19 protein-coding genes are annotated in these 23,428 nt (G+C 71.9%); 14 read left to right on the top strand and 5 right to left on the bottom strand.

Going from position 1 to position 23,428, the window contains the following annotated elements; genetic code table 11:
• The 5 genes from gatA to AB0K17_RS12250 all read left to right on the top strand — a co-directional run bounded on the left by gatA (position 1) and on the right by AB0K17_RS12250 (position 6,446).
• Positions 1-1,494, top strand: a complete 1,494-nt coding sequence (gene gatA, locus AB0K17_RS12270) for an Asp-tRNA(Asn)/Glu-tRNA(Gln) amidotransferase subunit GatA (protein ID WP_365968062.1) — start codon at positions 1-3, stop codon at positions 1,492-1,494.
• Positions 1,491-1,745 (top strand): hypothetical protein, encoded by a 255-nt coding sequence (locus AB0K17_RS12265; RefSeq protein WP_365968061.1) that lies wholly within the window; start codon positions 1,491-1,493, stop codon positions 1,743-1,745. The genes gatA and AB0K17_RS12265 overlap by 4 nt, the downstream gene beginning before the upstream one ends.
• Positions 1,746-1,768: 23 nt before the next feature.
• The gene (gatB, locus tag AB0K17_RS12260; RefSeq protein ID WP_365968060.1) at positions 1,769-3,277 is read left to right on the top strand and encodes an Asp-tRNA(Asn)/Glu-tRNA(Gln) amidotransferase subunit GatB; all 1,509 of its coding nucleotides are present in this window, start codon (positions 1,769-1,771) and stop codon (positions 3,275-3,277) included.
• Between the two features lie 203 nt (positions 3,278-3,480).
• A complete protein-coding gene (locus tag AB0K17_RS12255; protein ID WP_365982894.1) occupies positions 3,481-4,071 on the top strand; it encodes a hypothetical protein in 591 nt (196 codons plus the stop codon).
• Positions 4,072-4,253: 182 nt separating this feature from the next.
• Positions 4,254-6,446, top strand: a complete 2,193-nt coding sequence (locus AB0K17_RS12250) for an MMPL family transporter (protein WP_365982893.1) — start codon at positions 4,254-4,256, stop codon at positions 6,444-6,446.
• Between the two features lie 91 nt (positions 6,447-6,537).
• Here the strand turns inward: AB0K17_RS12250 and AB0K17_RS12245 are convergent, their stop codons facing one another.
• From AB0K17_RS12245 to AB0K17_RS12235, 3 genes are all read right to left on the bottom strand, one after another.
• A complete protein-coding gene (locus AB0K17_RS12245; RefSeq protein WP_365982892.1) occupies positions 6,538-6,708 on the bottom strand; it encodes a DUF6191 domain-containing protein in 171 nt (56 codons plus the stop codon).
• Between the two features lie 16 nt (positions 6,709-6,724).
• Positions 6,725-7,876: a PQQ-dependent sugar dehydrogenase gene (locus tag AB0K17_RS12240; RefSeq protein ID WP_365982891.1), complete on the bottom strand. Its 1,152-nt coding sequence runs from the start codon at positions 7,874-7,876 to the stop codon at positions 6,725-6,727.
• Between the two features lie 82 nt (positions 7,877-7,958).
• A complete protein-coding gene (locus tag AB0K17_RS12235) occupies positions 7,959-8,957 on the bottom strand; it encodes an aldo/keto reductase (RefSeq protein WP_365982890.1) in 999 nt (332 codons plus the stop codon).
• Positions 8,958-9,042: 85 nt separating this feature from the next.
• On the opposite strand from AB0K17_RS12235, the gene AB0K17_RS12230 reads away from it, so the two are divergent.
• The 6 genes from AB0K17_RS12230 (at position 9,043) to serA (ending at position 18,747) form a co-directional block, all read left to right on the top strand.
• On the top strand, positions 9,043-10,008 hold the full coding sequence (locus tag AB0K17_RS12230; protein WP_365982889.1) for a 2-hydroxyacid dehydrogenase: 966 nt from the start codon (positions 9,043-9,045) through the stop codon (positions 10,006-10,008).
• A gap of 186 nt (positions 10,009-10,194) precedes the next feature.
• Positions 10,195-13,149 (top strand): EAL domain-containing protein, encoded by a 2,955-nt coding sequence (locus tag AB0K17_RS12225; protein ID WP_365982888.1) that lies wholly within the window; start codon positions 10,195-10,197, stop codon positions 13,147-13,149.
• A gap of 197 nt (positions 13,150-13,346) precedes the next feature.
• The gene (locus AB0K17_RS12220; protein WP_365968052.1) at positions 13,347-15,206 is read left to right on the top strand and encodes an acetolactate synthase large subunit; all 1,860 of its coding nucleotides are present in this window, start codon (positions 13,347-13,349) and stop codon (positions 15,204-15,206) included.
• A gap of 68 nt (positions 15,207-15,274) precedes the next feature.
• Positions 15,275-15,799, top strand: coding sequence for an acetolactate synthase small subunit (gene ilvN / locus AB0K17_RS12215; RefSeq protein WP_365968051.1), 525 nt, complete (start codon positions 15,275-15,277; stop codon positions 15,797-15,799).
• A gap of 107 nt (positions 15,800-15,906) precedes the next feature.
• Positions 15,907-16,908, top strand: a complete 1,002-nt coding sequence (ilvC, locus tag AB0K17_RS12210) for a ketol-acid reductoisomerase (RefSeq protein ID WP_344435850.1) — start codon at positions 15,907-15,909, stop codon at positions 16,906-16,908.
• 231 nt (positions 16,909-17,139) lie between these two features.
• Positions 17,140-18,747, top strand: coding sequence for a phosphoglycerate dehydrogenase (serA, locus tag AB0K17_RS12205; protein ID WP_365968050.1), 1,608 nt, complete (start codon positions 17,140-17,142; stop codon positions 18,745-18,747).
• Positions 18,748-18,814: 67 nt separating this feature from the next.
• Here the strand turns inward: serA and AB0K17_RS12200 are convergent, their stop codons facing one another.
• Together AB0K17_RS12200 and AB0K17_RS12195 are read right to left on the bottom strand one after the other, a co-directional pair.
• Entirely contained in the window at positions 18,815-19,240 is a 426-nt protein-coding gene (locus tag AB0K17_RS12200; protein WP_365982887.1) for a DUF2992 family protein, read from the bottom strand.
• Positions 19,241-19,586: 346 nt separating this feature from the next.
• Positions 19,587-21,152 carry an MFS transporter gene (locus tag AB0K17_RS12195; RefSeq protein ID WP_365982886.1) on the bottom strand — a complete coding sequence of 522 codons (1,566 nt, stop codon included), beginning with the start codon at positions 21,150-21,152 and terminating at the stop codon, positions 19,587-19,589.
• Positions 21,153-21,251: 99 nt separating this feature from the next.
• Between AB0K17_RS12195 and AB0K17_RS12190 the strand changes: the two genes are divergently transcribed.
• The 3 genes from AB0K17_RS12190 (at position 21,252) to AB0K17_RS12180 (ending at position 23,384) form a co-directional block, all read left to right on the top strand.
• Positions 21,252-21,851, top strand: a complete 600-nt coding sequence (locus AB0K17_RS12190; protein ID WP_365982885.1) for a TetR/AcrR family transcriptional regulator — start codon at positions 21,252-21,254, stop codon at positions 21,849-21,851.
• A 94-nt stretch (positions 21,852-21,945) separates the two neighbouring features.
• A complete protein-coding gene (locus AB0K17_RS12185; protein WP_365982884.1) occupies positions 21,946-23,172 on the top strand; it encodes a cytochrome P450 in 1,227 nt (408 codons plus the stop codon).
• Positions 23,173-23,192: 20 nt separating this feature from the next.
• The gene (locus AB0K17_RS12180) at positions 23,193-23,384 is read left to right on the top strand and encodes a ferredoxin (RefSeq protein WP_365968045.1); all 192 of its coding nucleotides are present in this window, start codon (positions 23,193-23,195) and stop codon (positions 23,382-23,384) included.
• The last annotated feature ends 44 nt before the right edge of the window (positions 23,385-23,428 follow it).

The raw sequence follows: 23,428 nt of genomic DNA, 5'->3' as shown, positions 1-23,428 counted from the left end.
GTGACGGACATCATCAAGCTCACCGCGGCCGAGATCGCCGAGAAGATTGCCTCCGGCGAGCTCACGGCCGTCGAGGTCACCGAGGCCCACCTGGCCCGCATCGACGCCGTCGACGAGAAGGTGCACGCCTTCCTGTACGTCGACCGGGAGGGCGCGCTCGCCCAGGCTCGTGAGGTCGACGCCAAGCGCGAGCGCGGCGAGAAGCTCGGCCCGCTGGCCGGCGTCCCGCTGGCGCTGAAGGACATCTTCACCACGAAGGGCGTCCCGACCACCGTCGGCTCGAAGATCCTCGAAGGCTGGATCCCGCCGTACGACGCGACGCTCACCAAGCGTCTGAAGGACGCCGACGTCGTCATCCTCGGCAAGACCAACATGGACGAGTTCGCCATGGGGTCCTCCACCGAGAACAGCGCCTACGGCCCCACCGGCAACCCCTGGGACCTCACCAAGATCCCTGGCGGTTCCGGCGGCGGTTCCTCCGCCGCCCTGGCCGCCTACCAGGCGCCCCTGGCGATCGGCACCGACACCGGTGGCTCGATCCGCCAGCCCGCGTCCGTCACCGGCACCGTCGGCGTCAAGCCCACCTACGGTGCCGTCTCCCGCTTCGGCATGGTGGCCTTCTCCTCCTCCCTCGACCAGGGCGGCCCCTGCGCCCGTACGGTCCTGGACACGGCCCTGCTGCACGAGGTGATCGCCGGCCACGACCCGCTGGACTCCACCTCCATCGACGCGCCGGTCCCGCCGGTCGTCGAGGCGGCCCGCAACGGCTCGGTCGCCGGCATGCGCGTCGGCGTCGTCAAGCAGTTCCGCGGCGAGGGCTACCAGGCCGGCGTCCTGCAGCGCTTCGACGAGTCGGTCGAGCTGCTCAAGGAGCTGGGCGCGGAGATCGTCGAGGTGGACTGCCCGTCCTTCGACCTCGCGCTCGCCGCGTACTACCTGATCGCGCCCTCGGAGTGCTCCTCCAACCTGGCCCGCTTCGACGGCCTTCGCTACGGCCTGCGGGCCGGTGACGACGGCAGCCGCTCGGCCGAGGACGTCACCGCCCTGACCCGCGAGGCCGGCTTCGGCCCCGAGGTCAAGCGGCGCATCATGCTGGGCACGTACGCCCTGAGCTCCGGCTACTACGACGCGTACTACGGCTCGGCCCAGAAGGTCCGCACGCTCATCTCGCGCGACTTCGACGCGGCGTTCGAGCAGGTCGACGTGATCGTCTCGCCGACGACGCCGACGACCGCCTTCGCGATCGGCGAGCGCGTCGACGACCCGATGGCGATGTACCTGGCCGACCTGTGCACCATCCCGACCAACCTCGCGGGCAACGCGGCCATGTCGCTGCCGTGCGGCCTCGCGCCGGAGGACGGGCTCCCGGTGGGCCTGCAGATCATCGCCCCCGCCATGAAGGACGACCGGCTCTACAAGGTCGGTGCCGCGGTCGAGGCCGCGTTCACCGAGCGCTGGGGCCACCGACTGCTGGAGGAGGCACCGTCGCTGTGAGCAGCGAGAAGAAGAGCGCGCTGAAGAAGGCCAAGGGCTTCAAGAAGTCCAAGGCCGGTACGTACCTGTCCATCGGCACCACGCTGTTCGGCGCGGTGAGCGTGATCAAGCAGGCGAAGTCCGCCCGCACCGAGCAGGACACGCTCCAGCTGGTCGACGCGGTCGTCTCCGCCGCCGCCATCGCCACCGGCGTCGCCCTGCTCGTCCGCGAGCTGCGCCGCATGAACAGCGACGACGTCCTCGCGGGCTAGCCGGGACTGAGAGGTAAATTTCCGTGACCGTCACTGAACTGGTGTCGTACGAGGACGCGCTGGCGACCTACGAGCCCGTCATGGGCCTCGAGGTGCACGTCGAACTCGGCACCAAGACCAAGATGTTCTGCGGCTGCGCCACCGAGCTGGGCGCCGAGCCCAACGCGCAGACGTGCCCCACCTGCCTCGGCCTGCCCGGCTCCCTCCCGGTCGTCAACGCCACGGCCGTGGAGTCCGCCGTGAAGATCGGCCTCGCGCTCAACTGCGAGATCGCCGAGTGGTGCCGTTTCGCCCGGAAGAACTACTTCTATCCGGACATGCCGAAGAACTTCCAGACCTCCCAGTACGACGAGCCGATCGCCTTCAACGGCTACCTGGACGTCCAGCTGGAGGACGGCGAGGTCTTCCGCGTGGAGATCGAGCGCGCCCACATGGAGGAGGACACCGGCAAGTCCACGCACGTGGGCGGTGCCACCGGCCGCATCCACGGCGCCCAGCACTCCCTGCTGGACTACAACCGCGCCGGCATCCCGCTCATCGAGATCGTCACCAAGCCGATCACCGGTGCGGGCGAGCGCGCCCCCGAGGTCGCCAAGGCGTACGTCGCCGAGCTGCGCGAGCTCATCAAGGCGCTCGGCGTCTCCGAGGCCCGCATGGAGATGGGCCAGATGCGCTGCGACGTCAACCTGTCGCTGATGCCGAAGGGCTCCTCGACGTTCGGCACCCGCTCGGAGACGAAGAACGTCAACTCCCTGCGGTCCGTCGAGCGCGCGACCCGCTACGAGATCATGCGGCACGCGGCGGTGCTGTCCTCCGGCGGCACGATCGTGCAGGAGACCCGGCACTTCCACGAGGAGGACGGCAGCACGACGTCGGGCCGCATCAAGGAAGAGGCCGAGGACTACCGCTACTTCCCCGAGCCGGACCTGGTGCCGGTGGCCCCCGCCCGTGCGTGGGTCGAGGAGCTGCGGGCGACCCTGCCCGAGCTGCCGCGCGTGCGCCGCAACCGGCTGCGCGAGGAGTGGGGCATCTCCCAGCACGACATGCAGTCGATCCTCAACGCCGCCGCGGTCGACCTGATCGAGGCCACCGTCGAGGCCGGCGCCGACTCCGCGGCCGCCCGCAAGTGGTGGATGGGCGAGCTGGCCCGCCGGGCCAACGAGGAGGGCGTCGCCCTCGCGATGCTGCCGGTCACCCCGGCGCAGGTCGCCCGGATCGCGGCGCTGGTCGCCGAGGGCTCCCTCAACGACAAGCTGGCCCGCCAGGTCTTCGAGGGCGTGCTGGCCGGCGAGGGCGAGCCGGACGAGGTCGTCGAGAAGCGCGGTCTGAAGCTGGTCTCCGACGACAGCGCGCTGGGCACGGCCGTGGACGAGGCCATCGCGGCCAACGCGGCCATCGCGGACAAGATCCGCGCCGGCAAGGTCGCGGCGGCCGGTGCGCTGGTCGGCGCGGTCATGAAGGCCACCCGCGGTCAGGCGGACGCGGCGCGCGTGCGCGAGCTCATCCTGGAGAAGCTGGGCGTCGAGGGCTGATCCCGCCCCGTCGACGGGGCCGATCCCGCCCCGTCAATTCCGGCTGTCAACGGCCGTCCCTCCTGTGAGGGGCGGCCGTTGTCGTGTCCGAAGCGGGTCCTGGCCGGAATTCGCCGATACGCCCCCCATGCGCCGAAACGGTCCGGCATGATCCCTGGCAGCGGGCCGGTCCAGGAGCCCGCACCGAAAGGCTGGGGGTAGACATGCGACGGTTGCATGCCGGGCTGGCGGCGTTGCTGCTGGCGGGGGCCGGGCTGACGGCGGCCGCGGTACCGGCGGGGACGGCCGCGGCGGCCGGGAGCGCAGCCACGGCGCAGGCGCGGTGCACGGCGGGCTGGGGGAGCCTGCCGAAGGTGAGCACGGCCACCGAGTACAAGCCGCTGCGGGACATCAGGGCCGGCCGGCACGAGTGCTACGACCGCATGGTGTTCGACATCCTGGGCCCGGGGACGGGCCCGGTGGGCTACCACGTGCGCTACGTGGACAAGCTGCAGCAGGACGGTTCGGGCGACGTGATCCCCGTGAGCGGCGGCGCGATCCTCGAGGTGCGGGTCGCGGCCCCCTCGTACGACCCGGCCACCGGCCAGGTCACCTACGACGGCAAGGCCCGCCAGCCGCTGCCGGAGGTGGACCTCGCCGGCTACCGCACCTTCCAGGACGCCCGCTTCGGCGGCAGCTTCGAGGGCGACACCCAGGTGGGCCTGGGCGTACGGGCCCGGCTGCCGTTCCGGGTGTTCCAGGAGAGCAACCATCTCGTGGTCGACGTCGCGCACAGCTGGCAGGGATTCCGCTGACCAGGTGGCCCGCCTCCGGGCAGCGTGTGGCATAACCCACAAATACGACAAAGGATCTTATCCTGCTGTCACAGTGGTCGGTCGGAGGCCCCGAGGGGCCTTTGACCATGCTCACCTTGCCCAGCGGTCGTCATGCACGGGTCGCTCCCGGCGAGATCGACGCGATACCCGGGAAGCACGCCATGACCGCACTCGCCCGGTGGTGCCTGCGCCGCCGCTTCGCCGTGATCGTGCTCTGGCTCGTCGCCCTTGCCGGCACCACGGCGGCCGCCACGCTCGGCGGCCCGGCGTACTCCAACGACTACTCCGTTCCCGGCACCGAGTCCTCCCGCGCCACAGCGCTGCTGCAGAAGGCGTTCCCCGGCGAGGACGGCGACGACAAGATCGTCTGGCACACCGACCGCGGCACCGTCCGCGCCCCCGCCGTCGAACAGCGCATGCGCGACGTCCTGCACCAGATCGCCGCCCTGCCCGGCGTCGCGGCCGTCGAGAGCCCCTACGCGAGCGGCGGCGCCGACCGCATCAGCCCCGACCGGCACACCGCCTACGCCACCGTCGCCTTCGCCGGCAAGGGCGGCGACCCCGACCGCGCCCAGGTCGCCCGGGTCGTCGCCACCGCCCGCGGCGCCGCCACCGGCAACCTGCACATCGCCCTCGGCGGCAGCGGCATCGCCGTCACGGAGAGCTCCGACAGCCACCTCAGCGAGGCCATCGGCGTCGCGGTGGCGGCCGTCGTCCTCTTCCTCGTCTTCGGCTCGCTCGCCGCCAGCCTGCTGCCCATAGGAACGGCCCTGGTCGGCGTCGGCACCGCCGCCATGGCCACCCAGCTGCTCGGCCACCTGACCAAGGTCGCCGACTTCGCCCCCATGCTGGGCACCCTCATCGGCCTGGGCGTCGGCATCGACTACGCGCTGTTCATCGTCACCCGCCACCGCAAGGGCCTGCGCCAGGGCCTGCCGGTGGCCGTCGCGGCCGAGCGGGCCGTGGCCACGACCGGGCGCGCCGTCGTCTTCGCCGGCGGCACCGTGTGCGTGGCCCTGCTCGGCATGCTGGTGCTGCGCCTGAGCTTCCTCACCGGCGTGGCCGTGGCCGCCTCCCTGACGGTCGTGCTGACCGTCGCCGCCTCCGTCACCCTGCTGCCCGCTCTGCTCGGCCTCATCGGTCACCGCGCCCTCAGCCGACGCGAACGCCGCAGCCTTGCCACCGGCGGGCCCCGGCCGGATACCCCGACGAGCCTGGCGGCCCGCTGGTCCGCGCTCGTCGAACGGCACCCCAAGGCGCTCGGCGCGCTGGCCGCCGCCGTGATGCTGGTACTGGCGCTGCCCACGTTCTCCCTCCACCTGGGCACCTCCGACCAGGGCAACAACCCGCCGCAGGCCACCACCCGGCAGGCGTACGACATGCTGGCCCGCGGCTTCGGCCCGGGCGTCAACGGCCCTCTCACCCTCGTCGCCCCCCTGGACAGCGCCGCCGAGAGCCTGGCGTTCAACCAGCTCCCCGACACCCTGCGGCACACCCCCGGCGTCGCCGCCGTCAGCCCCTCGGTGCTCGACCGCAGCGGGGACACCGGCGTCATCACGGTCGTGCCCACCAGCGCGCCGCAGTCCGACGCCACCAGCGCGCTCGTCCAGCGGCTGCGCACCGACGTGCTGCCGCGGGCCACCGCCGGCAGCGGCCTGGACGTGCGCGTGGGCGGACTGACGGCCGCCTACGACGACTTCGCCGGCGTCATCCTGCACAAGCTGCCGCTGTTCGTCGGCGTCGTGGTCGGCCTCGGCTGCGTCCTGCTGCTCCTGGCCTTCCGCAGCATCGGCATACCGCTGAAGGCGGCAGCGATGAACATCGCCGCGGTGTCCTCCTCGTTCGGCCTGATCGTGGCCGTCTTCCAGTGGGGCTGGGGCAGCGACCTGCTCGGCCTGGGCGGCGCGGGCCCCATCGAGCCCTTCCTGCCCGTGGTGATGGTCTCGGTGCTCTTCGGCCTGTCGATGGACTACCAGGTCTTCCTCGTCAGCCGCATGTACGAGGAGTGGCTGGCCACCCGCGACAACCGGCGGGCGGTACGGGTCGGACTGGCCGAGACCAGCCGCGTGATCAACTCGGCGGCCGTGATCATGATCTCGGTGTTCCTGGCGTTCCTGCTCAGCGGCGACCGGGTGATCGCGATGTTCGGCATCGGCCTGGCCACGGCCGTCGCCCTGGACGCCTTCGTGCTGCGCACCCTGCTGGTGCCCGCGCTGATGCACCTGCTCGGCGGCGCGAACTGGTGGCTGCCGGCCTGGCTGGAGCGGCTGCTGCCGCGCATCAGCATCGAGCCGCCGGAGGCGGCCGTGCCACAGCAGGCCCACGAACAGCTGGTGGACGCGGGAAGGCTGTAGCCCTGGTCTTGGCCGCCGGCCCTCGGCCGTGCCGGGCGAGTCCTCGTCATGCGCCACCACGGCGCCCCTTACGGGGCGCCATGCCCACGGTCTAGCCGCCGCCCCGGCGGGGCCGGATGACCACGTGGCCCGAGTCGAGGTCTATGGGGCCGCGGCCCGGGTCCGCGTCACCCGTGTCCTCACGGGTCAGTTCGAGCCGCCGCTCCTCCTCGTGGGTGTGTTTGCGCCCGGGAGCGAACAGCTCTTGGAGTGCACTGAACATCCTTCGTCCTCCGCTCTCAGGTCACCTTCAGCAGCAGCAACCGGTCGTCCTCGGGCCCGGGCCGCCCCCGGCCGTCGGTGTTGCTCGTGGTCAGCCACAGACCGCCGTCATCGGTGGCCAGAACCGTGCGCACCCGCCCGTACTTCCCTTGGAAGAACACCTCGGGCGGCCCGGAGGATTCCGTTCCGCGCAGCGGGATGCGCCACAGTCGCTCGCCGCGCAGGCCCGCCATCCACAGCGAGCCCTTGGCGTAGGCCAGTCCGCTGGGGGAGGCGTCGGCCGGGTGCCACTGCTCCAGCGGGTCCGTGAGGCCCGGCTTGCCGGCCTTTCCCTCGGCCTCGGGCCATCCGTAGTTCGCCCCCGGGCGGATGAGGTTCAGCTCGTCCCACGTGTTCTGGCCGAACTCCGACGCCCACAGGTGCCCGGCCGCGTCCCAGGCCAGGCCCTGGACGTTGCGGTGGCCGTAGCTGTAGATCAGCGAGGACGAGCCGGGGTTGCCGGGCGCGGGGCGGCCGTCCGGCGTCATGCGCAGGATCTTGCCGCCGAGCGACTCCAGGTTCTGCGCCAGCCCGCCCCGCCCGCTCTCGCCCGTACCGGCGTAGAGCATCCCGTCGGGACCGAAGGCGATGCGGCCGCCGTTGTGGATCTCGCCCTTGGGGATGTCGCGCACGAGGGTGTCCGGCGCGCCGAGCCGCTGCCCCTCCGGGCGCCGCTCGTCGACCTGCATGCGGGCGATGCGGTTGTCGGAGTCGGTGGTGAAGTACGCGTAGAGCGTGTGGTCGTCGGACCAGTGGGGCGAGACGGCCAGGCCCAGCAGCCCGCCCTCGCCCTTGGCCGCGACGCCCGGCACGGTGCCGAGCGGGGTCTGCCCGCCGTCCTTCGCCGAGATCCGCACGATGCGGCCGGTGTCGCGCGAGCCGGCGAGCAGGTCGCCGCCGGGCAGCGCGGCCAGGCCCCACGGCGAGTTCAGCTTGGTGGCCACCGTACGGACGACCTCGGCCGAGCCCTTCGCCGGCGCGGCGGAGGCCGCCCGCGAGTCGGAGGCCGCCGGGCCGCCGGTACGGCCGGGGGAGGAGCCGCCGGAGCAGCCGGCGAGGGCCAGCAGGAGGCAGAGGGCGGCGACGACCGGGACGGTCCGGGGAGTGCGCCCTGCGGCGGGGACGGGCACGACGCGGTGCTCCTCTCGGGCGGATGCCTGACAAAGGGCATATCCCGGATGAGCGGGACACCCCTCCTTGATACACCCGCGGTCAGTCCCAGGAGCCCATCGCGGGCGGAAGTGCCGCGATTTCGGCGAAGTCCTCGGCGGTCAGGCGCAGTCGTGCGGCGTCGGCGTTCTGCGCCGCCCACTCGGCCTTCTTCGTGCCCGGCACCGGCACCACGTGCCGGCTGCTGGCGAGCACCCAGGCGAGCGCGACCTGCGCCGGCGTGGCGCCGTGGCGGTGGGCGACGCGCCGCAGCCCGGCGACTATCGGCTGGTTGGCGGCCATCATCTCGGCGGTGAAGCGCGGGTGCCGGGCGCGGACGTCCTCCGGTTCGAATCCCTGGCCCGGCGTGAGCGTGCCGCTGAGGAAACCGTTCCCCAGGGGCATCGCCGCCAGCACTCCCACGCCCCGGGAGGCGCACCAGGGCACCAGCCGCTCCAGTGCCTCGCGCGACCACACCGACAGTTCGGCCTGCACGCAGCTGACGGGGAAGACCTGCTGGACGCGCTCGAGCTGGCGTATCGTCGCGTCGTACATCCCCGACCCCGCGCCGTAGCCGCTGCGGGCGCGGGCGCCGACCGCGCACCAGCCCAGCGCGCGCACCTTGCCGGCGGAGACCAGTTCGGCCATCGCGCCCCAGGTCTCCTCCACGGGCACCTCGGGGTCGGGGCGGTGCAGCTGGTAGAGGTCGATGACATCGGTCTGCAGCCGGCGCAGCGAGGCGTCGCAGGCCCGCTTCACATAGCCCGGGCGGCCGTTGGCGACGATGTGCTGATCGCCCACCAGCAGGCCGCACTTGGTGGAGACGAACGCCTCGGCACGCCGCTCCCGCAACACCCGCCCCACCAGCAACTCATTGGTGAACGGGCCGTACATGTCGGCCGTATCCAGGAGGTTCGAGCCTGCGTCCAGTGCGGCGTGCACCGTGCGCAGCGCGGTCTCGCCGTTCTGCTGGGAGGCGGAGTACGCCCAGTGCATCGGCATGCACCCCAGGCCGACCGCACCCACTTCGAGCGCTGTCGCACCGATTGTCCTGCGCTCCACCGGCCGTTTCCCCTCCCGTTCCCCTCCTGTGCGGCGGACCCAAACTAACGTCTGCACCTGTGGTCCCATCGCATAGCCTCCAGACATGAGCGCAGATCACAGCGGTTCCACCGGTCCTGCCGTCGCCTGGTTGCCGATACGGCCCGAGGAGATCGACGGCCTGCCCGGGGGCCTGGAGTACGCCCACTGGGACGGCGGCCCGGACTTCCCCACCGACCCGGCGCGGTGCGTCTTCTACGCCGTGCCCTACCTCAAGGGCACGGCGGTGAGCCTGCGGCCGCTGCCGCGGATGCCGCGCCTTCGCGTCATGCAGGCGCTGACCGCGGGCGTGGACGACCTGCTGCCCGCCCTGTCCGTGCTGCCGGCCGGTGCCCGGCTGTGCAGCGCGCGCGGGCTGCACGACGCGAGCACCGCCGAACTGGCGCTCACCCTCGTGCTGGCCGCCCTGCGGGACGTCCCCGGCTTCGTACGGAACCAGGACGCGGGCCGGTGGCGGCAGGAGTTCCGGCCGGCGCTCGCGGACAAGTCGGTGCTCATCGTCGGCTACGGCGCGATCGGCGCCGCCGTCGAGGACCGGCTCGCACCCTTTGAGTGCGCGCGGGTCGTGCGCGTCGCACGCTCGGCGCGCACGGTGGCACGCGGCCCGGTGCACGCGGTCGCCGACCTGCCCGCCCTGCTGCCGGACGCCGACGTGGTGATCCTGGTGACGCCGCTGACCGAGGAGACCCGCGGGCTCGTCGATGCCGGCTTCCTCGCCCGGATGAAGGACGGCGCGCTTCTGGTCAACGTCTCCCGCGGCCCGGTGGTGGATACCGCGGCGCTGCTGGCCGAGCTGCAGCGTGGGCGGCTGTGCGCCGCCCTCGACGTCACCGACCCCGAGCCGCTGCCGCCCGGGCACCCGCTGTGGACGGCACCCGGCGTCCTCATCACCCCCCATGTGGGTGGCCCCTCTTCGGCCTTTCTGCCCCGGGCCAAGGCGTTGCTGCGCGATCAGCTGGCCAGATTCGTACTGGACGAGCCTCTGCGGAATGTCGTAGCCGTTGTGGACTGATGCCACGCAGAGACAGCATTTGGATGCACTGCGTATCCGTAATCCCGTCGCTAGTTACGCTATGTATATGAGCTATGTCCCTGAGTGACGAACCTGGTGTATCGTCCCGACGGGGGCTGCTCCGGGCACCGTACGGGCGCAGCGAAGGACCGGAACTCGAGGGGGGCGACGGGCGATGCACGGCCAATGGACGATCTACCCGACGCGGCTCAACCACCCACCACGACCCCGGACGGCGGCGCGGTGAGCGCCCCCGGAGCGGCGCTCCCCCGCCGGCCCGTGCCGGCCGGGGGTTCGGGCATGCTCTCCCAGTTCGTGCTCGCCCTGGTCTGCGGCGGCTACGCCACGGGCGCCGCCCTCGGGTGGGGTTCGCCCGAGCTGGCCAACACCATGGGCGACTTCGGCCTCGGCGGCGCCGCCGGCCTGGCCGCGGTCTCCTGCTTCTGGTACGGGCGCACGCGCAGCACCCGCTTCCGGCCCGCCTGGCTGCTGTTCGCGGCGTCCTCGGCGATGGCCGGCTTCGGCAACTTCTTCTGGGGCTGGTACGAGGTCGTGCTCGCCGAGCGCGTGCCGAGCCCCTCCCCGGCGGACTTCTGCTTCCTGCTGTTCGCCCCGCCCGCCATCATCGGCCTGCTGGTGCTCGCCCGCCGCCCGGTCACCCGGGCCGGCTGGGTCTGCCTCGCCCTGGACTCCTGGCTCATCGGCGGCTCGCTGCTGACCCTCTCCTGGAGCCTGGCGCTCGCGCACACCGCGCACTTCGCCGGCGAGTCCGTCGCCCACGCCGCACTGTCGCTGGCCTACCCGCTGCTGGACATCGTGCTCGTGTCCATGGTGCTGGCCCTGCACTTCAAGCGGTCCTCGGCCAACCGCTCGGCGATCAACACGGCCATCGCCGCCCTCGCCCTGACCGTCCTGTGCGACGCCCTGTTCACCTCGCCCCTGCTGCGGGCCAACTACCGCTCCGGGCAGATCCTGGACGCCGGCTGGTTCGCGGGCTACATGCTCATGGCCTACGCGCCCTGGGTGGCCCGCGAGGAGGGCGGCGAGGGCGCGCCGCGCCGGGGCAGGACGGCGGCGCCCTCCGGCCGGCCCATCGCCGGCTCCCTCGCGGCCCTCACGCCGTACCTGGCGGCGGCCGTGTGCACGCTGGGCATCCTCTACAACGTCCTCGACGGCCACCACGTCGACCGCGTGGTGCTCTTCACCGGCTGCACGGTCGTCCTGGCGCTCGTCGTCCGCCAGGGCATCATGCTGCTGGACAACATCTCCCTCACCCAGGAGCTGGCGCAGAAGGAGAACCACTTCCGCTCCCTGGTGCAGGGCTCCAGCGACGTCATCATGATCGCCGCGCCCACCGGCATACTGCGCTACGTCAGCCCCGCCGCCGCCGGCGTCTACGGGCGCGACGCCGAGGAGCTGGTCGGCTCCGAACTGGCCTCGCTCATCCATCCCGAGGACCTCGGCCGCGTGGTCCACGAGGTGCGCCGCTTCCTCGCCGCACCGCCTGCCGAGGAGCCCACCACCCGCATCGAGTGCCGCTTCCGCTCCGGCAGCGGCGAGTGGCTCAACGTGGAGTCCACCGTCAACCGGCACCACGGCGGGCTGATCTTCAACAGTCGCGACGTCACCGAACGCGTCCGGCTGCAGGCGCAGTTGCAGCACACCGCCGAGCACGACCCGCTCACCGACCTGCCCAACCGCGCCCTGTTCACCAAGCGCGTCCAGCAGGCCCTCGCCGGGCGCAGAGTGACCGACGCGGGCACCGCCGTGCTCTTCATCGACCTCGACGGCTTCAAGGCCGTCAACGACACCGTCGGCCACCAGGCCGGTGACGAGCTGCTGGTCCAGGCCGCCCGCCGGCTGCAGGACTCGGTGCGCGCCGGGGACTCCACCGCCCGCTTCGGCGGCGACGAGTTCGCCGCCCTCATCATCGGCGACGGCAGCCGCGACGCCGCCGCCCGCGAGTACCGCATCCTGGAGATCGCCGAGCGGCTGCGGGTCACCCTCTCCCAGCCGTACCTGGTCGAGGGCGGCACCGAGGTGCGGGTGGACGCCAGCATCGGCGTCGCCTTCGCCGAGGCCGACATCAGCCCCGGCGAGCTCATGCGCAACGCCGACCTCGCCATGTACCGGGCCAAGCAGGCCGGCAAGGGCCGCGTCGAGCTGTACGCCCCCCAGATGCAGCACGACGTCGTGCGCCGCACCGAGGCCGTCAGCCGGCTGCGCAGCGCGCTGCACGACGGGCAGTTCGCGCTGCTGCACCAGCCGGTCGTCGAGCTCGCCACCGGCGGGGTGACCGCCGTCAGCGCCCAGGCCCGCTGGCGCTCCGCGCAGGGCATCCTCTTCACCCCCGACGAGTTCCTGCGGGTGGCCGAAATGGAGCGCTGCGACGAGAGCGCCCGCACCGCCGAACTCGGCCGCTGGACGCTGGAGAAGGCCGCCGAGCAGGCCGGTGAGCGGCGCCGCGCCGGGCACCTGGTGCCCGTCCACGTCCGCATCCCCGCGGCCCGGCTGCTGGACCGCTCGCAGGCGCCGAAGAACATCGAGGAGCTCGTCCTGCGGCACAGCCTGGCCGCGGGCACGCTGGTCCTGGAGCTCTCCGGCAGCGATCCGCGCCTGTGCCTCGACGAGCTGGAGCGGCGCCTGGCGGCCCTGCGGCGCTTCGGCGTCCGCATCGCGCTGGACGGCCTCGGCAGCGGCTACGCGGCCATGAGCGCCCTGCGCCGGCTGCCCGTCGACGTCCTCAAGCTCGACCGCACCCTGGTCGACGGGGTGACCGAATCCGCGCGGTTGCACAAGATCACCGCAGGCCTGTTGCGCATCGCCGGCGACCTGGGCATGGAGTCGGTGGCCGACGGCGTGGACACCCCCGAGCAGGCCCACGCCCTGATGGCCATGGGCTGCACCCACGGCCAGGGAATGGTCTTCGCCGGCGCCCTCGACGAACACCGGCTGCGCCACACCCTCGACAGCGGCCCCTACGTCCTGCCGAACACCCTGCCGGGTGATCCCACGGACGGGGGGCAACAGGTGCTCGTGGGCGGCGCACTGCCCGTACGATCCGGCGTCGTGGGCGGGGCCGGAGCCCTCGCCCATGCTCCATTGCGCTCAAATAATGAGACGCCCGTCCCACCCACTTGACACTTCAGGTGCGGCGGGGGGAGGGTCGGTCCCATGCGCACCCGAATTCTCGTACTTGGACAGCGCGTCGGCTGAAGCAGGCCGTCCCCTCCGGACCTGCCGACCACACCGACGCGCTCCCCTCGCTTGCCTTACGGCACGAGGGGTTTTTTGTTTCCTGTTTTCGTTCGTTCCTGTCTCCGAGAAGAGAAGAGTCGATGACAGAGCAGGCCCCCGGCGCTCACCATCATCCGCACCCGCGGCCCCGCGGTGGTGCGGCCTCCCAGCAGCCCATCACCGAGCACGTCACGGGTGCGCAGTCCCTCATCCGCTCCCTGGAAGAGGTCGGCGCCGAGGTCGTCTTCGGCATCCCCGGCGGCGCGATCCTGCCCGCCTACGACCCGATGATGGATTCCACGAAGGTCCGCCACGTGCTGGTGCGCCACGAGCAGGGCGCCGGTCACGCGGCCACCGGCTACGCGCAGGCCACCGGCAAGGTCGGGGTGTGCATGGCCACCTCCGGCCCGGGCGCGACCAACCTGGTCACCCCCATCGCCGACGCGCACATGGACTCGGTGCCGCTGGTGGCCATCACCGGCCAGGTCGCCTCGAAGTCCATCGGCACGGACGCCTTCCAGGAGGCGGACATCTGCGGCATCACGATGCCGATCACCAAGCACAACTGGCTGGTCACCGACCCGGCCGAGATCCCGCGCACGATCGCCGAGGCCTTCCACGTCGCCTCCACCGGCCGCCCCGGCCCGGTGCTGGTCGACATCGCCAAGGACGCGCTGCAGGCGCAGACCGTCTTCTCCTGGCCCCCGCACACCGACCTGCCCGGCTACCGGCCCGTCACCAAGCCGCACGCCAAGCAGATCCGCGAGGCCGCCAAGCTCATCACCCAGGCCCGGCGCCCGGTGCTCTACGTCGGCGGCGGCGTGCTCAAGGCCGGGGCCACGGCGGAGCTGCGGGCCTTCGCCGAGCTGACCGGCGCCCCGGTGACCACGACGCTGATGGCGCTCGGTGCCTTCCCCGACACCCACCCGCAGCACCTGGGCATGCCGGGCATGCACGGCTCGGTCGCCGCGGTGACCGCGCTGCAGAAGGCCGACCTGATCGTGGCGCTCGGGGCCCGCTTCGACGACCGCGTCACCGGCAGACTGGACTCCTTCGCGCCGTACGCGAAGATCGTGCACGCCGACATCGACCCGGCGGAGATCGGCAAGAACCGCACCGCCGACGTGCCCATCGTCGGTGACGCCCGCGAGGTGCTGACCGACCTGAGTGCGGCCGTGCGCGCCGAGCAGGCCGAGGGCCACGCCTGCGAGTACGGCCAGTGGTGGGAGGACCTCGACCGCTGGCGGCGGACGTACCCGCTGGGCTACGACAAGCCGGAGGACGGCAGCCTGGCCCCCCAGCAGGTGGTCCAGCGCATCGGGCAGCTCGCCCCCGAGGGCACGATCTTCACCGCCGGCGTGGGCCAGCACCAGATGTGGGCCGCGCACTACATCGACTACGACCAGCCCCAGACCTGGCTCAACTCCGGGGGCGCCGGGACGATGGGCTACGCGGTCCCCGCCGCGATGGGCGCCAAGGCCGGCATGCCCGCGCGCACGGTGTGGGCGATCGACGGCGACGGCTGCTTCCAGATGACCAACCAGGAGCTGGTCACCTGTGCGCTGAACAACATCCCGATCAAGGTCGCGATCATCAACAACGGGGCGCTGGGCATGGTCCGCCAGTGGCAGACCCTCTTCTACAACCAGCGCTACTCCAACACCGTCCTGCACGCCGGCCCCGAGGCCGCCGGCACCGAGCCGTGCGCCGGCACGCGCGTCCCGGACTTCGTCAAGCTCTCCGAGGCGATGGGCTGCGTGGGTCTGCGCTGCGAGGACCCGGCGCAGCTGGACGCGGTGATCGAACAGGCCAACGCCATCAACGACCGCCCGGTCGTCGTCGACTTCATCGTCCACCAGGACGCGATGGTCTGGCCGATGGTCGCCGCCGGCACCTCCAACGACGAGATCCTCGCGGCCCGCGGCGTGCGCCCGGACTTCGACGGCATCGACGACGACTGACGGACGACTGACGGACGACTGAGGCCACCACCGCACGGCACACGCCGAGGAAACGGAAGACCGATCCCATGACCAAGCACACGCTCTCCGTCCTGGTGGAGAACACACCCGGCATCCTCGCCCGGGTCGCCGCACTGTTCTCCCGCCGCGGCTTCAACATCGACTCCCTCGCCGTCGGGGTGACCGAGCACCCCGACATCTCCCGCATCACCATCGTCGTCAACGTCGAGAAGCTGCCGCTGGAGCAGGTCACCAAGCAGCTCAACAAGCTCGTCAACGTGCTGAAGATCGTGGAGCTGGAGGACAGCGCCGCCATCCAGCGTGAGCTCGTCCTGGTGAAGGTGCGCGCCGACAACGACACGCGCTCGCAGATCGTCGAGATCGTCCAGCTCTTCCGCGCCAAGACCGTCGACGTCTCCCCGGAGGCCGTCACCATCGAGGCCACCGGCGGCAGCGACAAGCTCGGCGCCATGCTCAAGATGCTGGAGCCGTTCGGCATCAAGGAGCTGGTGCAGTCCGGCACCATCGCGATAGGGCGGGGTGCCCGCTCCATCACCGACCGCAGCCTGCGCGCCCTGGACCGCTCGGCCTGACCGGGCGCCGCAAACCCCCTACCCCCAGACCATCCGGCGACCGCCCGTCATACGGTGGGACGCGAACCGGGATTCGACCGACACCGGAAACAAGGAGATACCCCCAAGTGGCTGCCGAGCTCTTCTACGACAACGACGCCGACCTGTCCATCATCCAGGGCCGCAAGGTCGCGGTTCTCGGCTACGGCAGCCAGGGCCACGCCCACGCGCTGTCCCTGCGCGACTCGGGCGTCGACGTCCGCGTGGGCCTGCCGGAGGGCTCGAAGTCCCGGACGAAGGCGGAGGAGCAGGGCCTGCGCGTGGTCACCCCCGCCGAGGCCGCGGCCGAGGCCGACGTCATCATGATCCTGGTGCCGGACCCGGTCCAGGCCAAGGTCTACGAGGAGTCCGTCAAGGACCACCTCAAGGACGGCGACGCCCTCTTCTTCGGCCACGGCTTCAACATCCGCTTCGGCTTCATCAAGCCCCCGGCCGGTGTCGACGTGTGCATGGTCGCCCCCAAGGGCCCGGGCCACCTCGTGCGCCGCCAGTACGAGGAGGGCCGCGGCGTCCCGTGCATCGCGGCCGTCGAGCAGGACGCGAGCGGCAGCGCCTTCCCGCTCGCCCTCTCCTACGCCAAGGCCATCGGCGGCACCCGCGCCGGCGTCATCAAGACCACCTTCACCGAGGAGACCGAGACCGACCTCTTCGGCGAGCAGGCGGTCCTGTGCGGTGGCGCCTCCGCCCTGGTCAAGGCGGGCTTCGAGACCCTGGTCGAGGCCGGCTACCAGCCGGAGATCGCCTACTTCGAGTGCCTGCACGAGCTCAAGCTCATCGTCGACCTGATGTACGAGGGCGGCCTGGAGAAGATGCGCTGGTCGGTCTCCGAGACCGCCGAGTGGGGCGACTACGTCACCGGCCCGCGCATCGTCAACGACGCCACCAAGGCCGAGATGAAGAAGGTCCTCGGCGAGATCCAGGACGGCACCTTCGCCGAGAACTGGATGAAGGAGTACCAGGCCGGCCTGCCCAAGTACAACGAGTACAAGAAGGCCGACGAGGACCACCTGCTGGAGACCACGGGCAAGAAGCTGCGCAAGCTGATGAGCTGGGTCGACGACAAGGAGTGATCTCCTTCGGGCGGGGCCGCGGCAGTCGCCGCGGCCCCGCCCGCCTTCCGTCCCGCCGCCGTGGTGTGATCCTTGCGGGAAGGCGGAAACGGCACCGGAAAGTGCCGATACACTGCTTCGCACAACGCGTCAGGCTCACAGCGTCGTGCGTCTTCCACGCGGCTGCCCCCCTTCACCGCCTTCGGCCGTCGGGACGGCCGTCTGCGAAGGAACAGTGAGGACTGAGTCACCGTGAGCCCTGCTGCCTCGTCACGCAAGCCCGTCGTTCTGATTGCCGAAGAGCTCTCGCCCGCGACCGTCGACGCCCTCGGCCCCGACTTCGAGATCCGGCACTGCGACGGCGCCGACCGCGCCCAGCTGCTGCCCGCCCTCGCCGATGTCGACGCCGTGCTGGTGCGCTCCGCGACCCGCATCGACGCCGAGGCCGTCGCCGCCGCCAAACGCCTGCGGGTCGTCGCCCGGGCCGGCGTCGGCCTGGACAACGTCGACGTCTCCGCCGCCACCAAGGCCGGCGTGATGGTCGTCAACGCCCCGACGTCCAACATCGTCACCGCCGCCGAGCTCGCCTGCGGCCTGCTCCTGGCCACCGCCCGCAACATCCCCCAGGCCAACGCCGCGCTCAAGCGCGGGGAGTGGAAGCGGTCGAAGTACACCGGCGTCGAGCTCGCCGAGAAGACCCTCGGCGTGGTGGGCCTCGGCCGCATCGGCGTCCTCGTGGCCCAGCGGATGGCCGCGTTCGGCATGAAGATCGTCGCCTACGACCCGTACGTCCAGCCGGCCCGCGCCGCGCAGATGGGCGTGAAGCTGGTCTCCCTCGACGAGCTGCTGGAGAGCGCCGACTTCATCACCGTCCACCTGCCCAAGACGCCCGAGACCCTCGGTCTGATCGGCGACGAGGCCCTGCACAAGGTCAAGCCGAGCGTACGCATCGTCAACGCCGCCCGCGGCGGCATCGTCGACGAGGCGGCCCTGGCCAGTGCCCTCAAGGAGGGCCGGGTCGCCGGCGCCGGCCTGGACGTCTACACCGTCGAGCCGTGCACGGACTCGCCGCTGTTCGACTTCGACACCGTCGTGGCCACCCCGCACCTGGGCGCCTCCACCGGCGAGGCGCAGGAGAAGGCCGGCATCGCGGTCGCCAAGTCGGTGCGCCTGGCGCTGGCCGGCGAGCTCGTCCCGGACGCCGTCAACGTCCAGGGCGGCGTCATCGCCGAGGACGTCAAGCCCGCGCTGCCGCTCGCCGAGCGGCTCGGCCGGATCTTCACGGGCCTGGCGGGCGAGGTCGCGGTGCGCCTCGACGTCGAGGTGTACGGCGAGATCACCCAGCACGACGTCAAGGTGCTCGAACTGTCCGCGCTCAAGGGCGTCTTCGAGGACATCGTCGACGAGACGGTCTCCTACGTGAACGCCCCCCTCTTCGCTCAGGAGCGCGGCGTCGAGGTGCGGCTGACCACCGGCTCGGAGTCCGCCGACCACCGCAACGTCGTCGTCGTGCGCGGCACGCTCTCCGACGGCTCCGAGGTCTCGGTCTCCGGCACGCTGGCCGGCCCCCGCAACATCCAGAAGGTCGTGGCCGTCGGCGAGCACGACGTGGACCTCGCCCTCGCCGACCACATGGCCTTCCTGCGCTACGCCGACCGGCCCGGCGTGGTCGGCACGCTGGGCCGCATCCTCGGCGAGGCCGGCATCAACATCGCGGGCATGCAGGTCTCCCGCGCCGTCGAGGGCGGCGAGGCCCTGGTCGCGCTCACCGTCGACGAGTCCATCCCGGCCCCGGTGCTGGCGGAGATCGCCCAGGAGGTCGGTGCGAACTACGCTCGCGCGGTCAACCTGGCCGACTAGCGGGTACGAACGAAGGGCCCGGCCCCGCACCGTGAGGTGCGGGGCCGGGCCCTTGGCCTTCGTGCGGTCACCGGCCCCGGCGCCTGGCTCGGGCCTTCGTCCGGGTCAGGGCCCGGCGCTCCTCGGCCTCGGCGGCGCGGCGGCGCTTGGCCGCCGCCCGGTTCTGTGCCTGCGCCTGTTGGTGTGCCTCGTGCAGGGCTTCCTGCGCGGCGGTGGTCACCGGGCGCGCCGCCTGCTCGCGGGCCGCGGCCCGGGCCGCGCGCTTGGCGCTCACCCGGCGGGCGGCGGGCCTGCCGCCGGCCGGTACGGCGGGTGCCGCGAGGGCGGTGGCCAGCAGGGCGGTGAAGTCCCGGCGGACGAACTCCTCCAGCTCCGCGCCCGTCGGCTCGCCGCCGAAGACGTGGCGCGCCGCGCGGACCCCCTCCGGCCCGGCGATCTCCAGTACGCCGACCCAGAAGGGGTCCTCGAAGAACACGCTGAACGTGCTCGGCATCTGTCCTCCCATGATTGTCGAACGGAAGGACGAACCGGACACCCTGGGAGGGAGGTTACTGACCCGCGGGGCGGGCGCCCGGACTACCGACCGGGCCGTGTTTTCGCTCGTCCTGTGTGTCGTTCAGGCTAGCGCCTGTCCGGCGGATCTTCATTACGCGGTCACCACGGCGCCCCGTCAGGGGCGCGGGGCAGTGCCGATCCGCGGCTGCCGCCGCGTGGGCGCGACAAGCCACCACGTGCCCGTAGACGGGATGCTGCCCCTTCGCCCGGCGCGCCTCGCCTGCGGGCCGTCGGTGACCGATCGCGCAGTTCCCCGCGCCCCTGACGGGGCGCAGTGGCAGGCCCTAGCCGAGGGGCTCGGCGGCCACAGAGGGGTTTTCCGCCGCCGCGCTCTGCGCGGCACCGTGTCCTCGCAGCGCCCGCACCGTGAACGCGGCCGCCAGGACGAAGACCGCCGTACCGCCGAGCGCGGCCAGGTGCATGCCGTGGGTGAAGGCCTCGCGGGCCGCGTCCAGTACCGCTTCACCCGTCGCCCGCGGCAGCTGCCGCGCGGCCCCCGCCGCCGCGCCCAGCGTCTCGCGGACCGCGCCGGCCACGCCCTGCGGGAGCGTGGCGGGCAGGGTGCCGGGGACCTGGTCGCGGTAGACGGCGGTGCCGATCGAGCCGAAGACCGCCATGCCCAGGGCGCCGCCGAACTCCTGGCCCGTCTCCATCAGGGAGGAGGCGGTACCGGCCTTCTCCAGCGGGGTGGCGCTGAGCGCCATGTCGGAGACCAGGGACATCACCGTGATGATGCCGCAGCCGATGACGGCGGCCGCGGCCAGGACGGTCCACAGGGCGTCGGTGCCGGCCACGGCGAGCAGGGCGAAGCCGGCCGCGGCGACGACGAAGCCGGCGGCGATGACGTACGCCCGGTCCACCTTCTGTGCGAGTGCGGTGGACAGCGGCCCGGTGGCGCCGATCACCAGCGACGGCGCGATGCTCCACAGCGCCGCCTCCAGGGGGCCCTTGCCGAGCACGCCCTGCAGGTACTGCGTGGTGAAGTACGTCGAGCCCATCATCCCGAACGTGGCAATGGTGTTGACGGTGATGCCGGCGCCGAAGACGCGGTGCCGGAAGAGCTCCGGGCCGATCATCGCGTGCCGGCAGGTGCGCTGGCGGCGGACGAAGAACCAGCCCACGACGAGCCCGGCGGCGATCGACAGCAGGGAGAGGGTGCTCACCGCGTTGTCCGCGGCGATCTCCTTCATGCCGTACGTCACCGGCAGCACTGCCGCCATCGACAGCGGCACGCTCAGCAGGTCGAAGCGGCCGGGGGCCGGGTCCTTGGACTCCGGTACCAGCAGGGGCGCGAGGATCAGCAGCAGCACCATCGCGGGCACGTTGACGAGGAAGACCGAGCCCCACCAGAACTGTTCCAGCAGCAGACCGCCCATCACCGAGCCGAGCGCGATGCCGCCGGCCATGGCGCCCGACCAGATACCGATGGCCAGGGTGCGCTGCTTGTCGTTGCGGAACAGGGTGCGCACCAGCGCCATCGTGCTCGGCATCAAGGTGGCCCCGCCGATGCCGAGCACGGCCCGGGCGGCGATGAGCATCTCCGCGTTCTGCGCATAGGCGGCGGCCACGGACGCGGTGCCGAAGGCGGCGGCGCCGAAGAGCAGCAGCTTGCGGCGGCCGATGCGGTCGCCGAGCGAGCCCATGGTGATCAGCAGCCCGGAGAGGGCGAAGGCGTAGATGTCGAAGATCCACAGCTGCTGTGTGCCGGTCACGTGCAGCGACTCGCTGATCGCCGGGATCGCGAAGAACAGGACGGAGACGTCCATCGAGACAAGGAGGAGGGGCAGCAGGAGGACGACGAAGGCCGTCCACTCCCTGCGCCCGGCCAGAGGTGCGCCGGAGTTCGTCATGGCCACGACTATACGGATGTCTTAAACGCTTGTCTATGACGGATGTATAAGACGACCGTCTTGGACGTCCGTATGGGCGCGCGGCTACGCTTCGGACGCATGGGACACCGCGAAGATCTGCTGGCAGGCGCCAAGCGCTGCCTGCTGGACAAGGGCTGGGTGCGCACCACCGCGCGCGACATCGTGGCCGCCTCCGGCGCCAACCTCGCCTCCATCGGCTACCACTACGGCTCCAAGGACGCCCTGATGATGGAGGCGTTCATGGGCCTGACCGAGGAGTGGGGGGAGGAGGTCGGGCGGTCGCTGGCCGGCATCACGACGGACGCCTCGGTCTCCCGCGAGGAGCGCGTCGCCCTGGTGCTCGACCGCATCAAGGAGAGCTTCGCGCAGGACGGCGCGTTCTGGGCCGCCCAGTTGGAGGTCGTCGGCCAGCTGGCCAAGCATCCGGAGCTCAAGGAGCGGTTCGCCGGTGTGATGCCGGAGGGCCGGCGCGGCATGGTGGCCATCTTCGAAGGGGTGGACGACCGGGAGGTCCCCGACGAGGTGGCGCGCACCGCCGGCGCCCTCTACCACTCCATGTTCATCGGCATGTGGGTGCAGTGGACCATCGATCCCTCCGCGGTCGGCAGCGGCGCCGACCTCGTCGAGGGGATGCGCCGGATCCTGGAGGGCACCGTCCTGGGTGCGTCCGAGGGGTGAACGGGCGCCCTGCACAAGGGTGGACGGCGGCCGAGGCGCCGGGGTCTACTTGATTGCCTGAGGACACTAGTCAGTGCCGAACGGGAGGTTGTCCATGACCGCCACAGGATCCCGCGCCACCGCTCCCTCTGCCGCCCCCGCCTTCCCGCAGGACCGCACCTGCCCCTACGCCCCGCCCGCCGGCTACGCCGACGTGGCCGCCGGCGGACCCGTCACCCGCGTCACCCTCTACGACGGCAGCCAGGTGTGGGCCGTCACCGGCCACGCCGAGGCCCGCGCCGTCCTCGCCGACCGGCGCTTCTCCTCCGACCGCCAGGACCCCCACTTCCCCGTCGTGGTGCCCCGCGTGGAGCAGCAGGCCACCATCCGCACCCCGCTCCTCGGCGTCGACGACCCCCGGCACGCCGAGGAGCGCCGCCCCCTCATCCCGCACTTCGGCCACCGCACCGTCGCCGCCCTGCGCCCGCGCATCCAGGAGATCGTCGACGGCCTGATCGACGCCATGCTCGCCGAGGGCCCCGGCGCCGAACTCGTCTCGGCCTACTCCCTGCCCGTCCCGTCCATGGTCATCTGTCATCTGCTCGGCGTGCCCTACGCCGACCACGAGTACTTCGAGGGCCGCTCGCGCGAACTGCTCGCCGCGACCACCTCGGCCGACGCCGTCCGGGCCCGCAACGCGCTGCTGGACTACCTGCGCCGGCTCGTCGAGGACAAGGAACGCCGGCCCGGCGGCCCCGGCCCGGGCCTGCTCGGCGAACTCATCGAACAGGGCCGCAAGAACGGCGGCACCGACCGCGACCAGCTCGTGCTCATCGCCCTGATCCTGTTGGTCGCCGGGCACGAGACCACGTCCAACATGATCGCCCTGGGCACGTACACCCTGCTCCGCCACCCCGACCAGCTCGCCGCCCTGCGCGCCGACCCCGCCCTGATGCCCGGCGCCGTGGAGGAGTTGCTGCGCTACCTGACGATCGCCGACGTGCTCGTGCGCGTCGCCACCGACGACGTCGGGCTCGGCGGCCGCACCATCAAGGCCGGCGACGGCGTCATCGTCATTCCTTCCCTGGCCAACCGCGACACCGCCGTCTATCCCGGGCCCGAGACCCTGGACGTGAGCCGCTCGGCCCGCCATCATCTGGCCTTCGGCTTCGGGCCGCACCAGTGCCTCGGGCAGAACCTCGCCCGTGCCGAGATGGAAATCGCCCTGTCCACCCTCTTTGCCCGTATCCCCACCCTGCGCCTGGCCGTTGGCCCGGACGAGCTGTCCGCCAAGCCGGGCGGCACCCTGCAGGGTCTCTACTCACTCCCGGTCACCTGGTGACCGGAGAACGGAGGACCGCCATGCGCGTGACCATCGACTCCGAGGTGTGCATCGGCTCGGGCATGTGTGCCCTCAACGCACCCGCAGTCTTCACCCAGGACGACGACGGCTTCGGCACCGTCCTGCCCGGCAAGGAGGACGGCGCCGGCGACCCCATGGTCCGCGAGGCCGTGCGCGGCTGCCCGGTGCAGGCCATCGCCGTGCAGGAGTGAGCCGTCGGGACTGAATCGTCAGGGCTGAATCGTCAGGGCTGAAC

It is taken from the genome of Streptomyces sp. NPDC049585 (genome assembly GCF_040675615.1).
Taxonomy (GTDB): Bacteria; Actinomycetota; Actinomycetes; order Streptomycetales; family Streptomycetaceae; genus Streptomyces; species Streptomyces luteosporeus.
This window is presented reverse-complemented; position numbering and strand designations above follow the sequence as displayed.